This window comes from Candidatus Eisenbacteria bacterium (genome assembly GCA_035577985.1).
Taxonomy (GTDB): domain Bacteria; phylum Desulfobacterota; class Binatia; order DP-6; family DP-6; genus DATJZY01.
This window is the reverse complement of record DATJZY010000123.1, coordinates 1-2409: the sequence shown is the minus strand read 5'-3', so window position 1 is coordinate 2409 and position 2409 is coordinate 1. Positions and strand designations below refer to the sequence as shown.

The window sequence follows — 2409 nt, the reverse complement described above, 5'->3', positions numbered from 1 at the left end:
AGCCCCATGCCGCGCACGTCGCCGACGTTCCTCGGGTAGCGGCGCTTCAGCTCCTCGAACCCGTCGCGCAGGATCTTCCCCATCCTCTCGGCGTTGCCGGGAAGGTCCTCCTGCTCGATGATCCCGATCGTCGCGTTCGCGGCGGCGCACGCCACCGGGTTGCCGCCGAAGGTGGAGATCGTCAGTGCCTTCAGCGACGCGGCGATCTCGGGCGTCGCGATGCACGCCCCGAGCGGGAGGCCGTTCGCGATCCCCTTCGCCATCGTCATGATGTCGGGCTCGACGCCGTAGTGCTCGATGCCCCACATCTTCCCGCCCGTGCGGCCGAAGCCCGTCTGGACCTCGTCGCAGATGAAGACGCCGCCGTACTTCTTGACGATGCCGACCGCGATCTCGAAGTACTCCTTCGGCGGCGTGATGAAGCCGCCGACGCCCTGGATCGTCTCGGCGAGGAAGCCCGCGACGCGCCCCGACGTCGTCGTGCGGATCAGCTCCTCGATGTCCTTGGCACAGGCCACGCCGCAGGACGGGTACGTCAGCTTCAGCGGGCAGCGGTAGCAGTAGGGCGACAGCGCGTGCTTGACGCCGGGGACCTGCGTCGGCAGCGGTTTCCACGTCGAGACGGCCGTCAGCGCCTGCGCGAGCATCGAGCGGCCGGAGTACCCGTGGCGCAGCGCGATGATCTCCGTCGACCCCGTGTGGAGCTGCGCGAGCATGACCGCGGTCTCGTCCGCCTCGGTGCCGGACGCCGCGAGGAACGACTGCCGGAGGCGCCCCGGCGTCAGGCGCGCGAGGCGCTCCGCGAGCTCGACGACCGGAAGCGTCGGATAGAGCGTCGAGACGTGCGAGAGGCGCGAGATCTGGGCGACCACCGCCGCGTTGACGCGCTCGTCGGCGTACCCGATCGACACCGTCAGGATGCCGCCGAAGAAGTCGAGGTACTCGTTGCCGTCCGCGTCCCGGATGCGCAGGCCCTTGCCGTCGGTCAGGACGAGCGGCTCCTGGTAGTAGAGGATCGTCGCGGGCAGGATGTACTCCCGGTGCTTGTCGCGCGTCTCGCGCGAGAGCGCGCTCGTCGGGGCCGGGGCCTTCGTCTCGGTGCTCATGGTCGTCGTCCTTTCGCCCCCCTCACCCCCGCCCTCTCCCCCCTCCGGGGGGCGAGGGGGTCCTTGAGCGGTGGACGGGGTGAGGGCGTTCCCTCGCTGCTCAAAACCACCGTGAGATGACCACCTTCTTGTCCGTGTAGAACTCGTACGCGTCGCGGCCGTGCGCCTTCAGGTCGCCGAAGAAGCTGTCCTTCGCGCCGCCGAACGGGAACTGCGCCATCGGGGCCGCGACGCCGATGTTCACGCCCACCATCGAGGCCGTCGCCAGACGCGCGTACTCGCGCGCGGCCTTGCCGCTCGAGGTGAAGATCGAGGTCGCGTTCGCGTTGGGGTGCGCCTGCATCACCGCGATCGCCTCCTCCAGCGTCTGGACCGGGGTGATCGCGGCGACCGGCCCGAAGATCTCGTCGCGGCCGATCGTCATGTCGGGCCGCACGCCGTCGAAGAGCGTCGGCCCGAGGAAGTAGCCGTTCGGCCGGTCCTTCACCGGATTCCCGCGTCCGTCGAGGAGGAGCCTCGCGCCCTCGGCGACGCCCCGGTCGATGTAGCCGACGACCCTCTCGCGGTGCGCGGCGCTGATGACCGGTCCCATGCCGACGCCCGGCTGCGCGCCGTCGCCGACCCTCAGCGCCTTCGCCGCCGCCTCGAGCCGCTCGCGCGCCTCGGCGTGCGCCTTCCCGACCGGCACGAGCACGCTGCCCGCGAGGCACCGCTCCCCGGCGCAGCCGAAGAAGGACTCCGTGATGACGTCGGTCGCGCGCGCCATGTCCGCGTCGGGCATCACGACGACGAAGTTCTTGGCGCCGCCGAGCGCCTGGACGCGCTTGCCGGCGTGCGTCGCCCGCCGGTACACCGCCCTCGCCACCGGCGTCGAGCCGACGAAGGAGACCGCGCGGACGTCGGGGTGGTCGCAGATCGCCTCGACCACGGCGCGGCCGCCGTTGACGAGGTTGACGACGCCGGGCGGCAGGTCGCACCGCTCGAGCAGGCGGGCCATCGCGCGCTGCGTCAGCGGCACCTGCTCGGAGGGCTTCAGGATGAACGTGTTGCCGGTCGCGACCGCGAACGGCAGGAACCAGAGCGGCACCATGGCGGGGAAGTTGAACGGCGCGATCGCCGCGCAGACGCCGATGGGCTGGCGGATCACGTTGGAGTCGATGCCCGGCGCGATGTTCTCGAGGCCGTAGCCCATCATCAGGGACGGCGTCCCGCAGGCGACCTCGACGCACTCGATGCCGCGCCGCACGCTCCCCCGCGACTCGTCGAGCGTCTTGCCGTGCTCGCGCGTCACGATCGCGGCGAG

Annotated in this window: 2 protein-coding genes; both read right to left on the bottom strand. The window is 71.1% G+C overall.

What is annotated here, in order from left to right; all coding sequences use genetic code 11:
- On the bottom strand, window positions 1-1106 hold a 1106-nt coding region (locus VMS22_17395; GenBank protein HXJ35809.1), incomplete at its 3' end, for an aminotransferase class III-fold pyridoxal phosphate-dependent enzyme.
- Between the two features lie 100 nt (window positions 1107-1206).
- The coding region (gene mmsA, locus VMS22_17390; protein ID HXJ35808.1) for a CoA-acylating methylmalonate-semialdehyde dehydrogenase at window positions 1207-2409 on the bottom strand (1203 nt) is incomplete at its 5' end.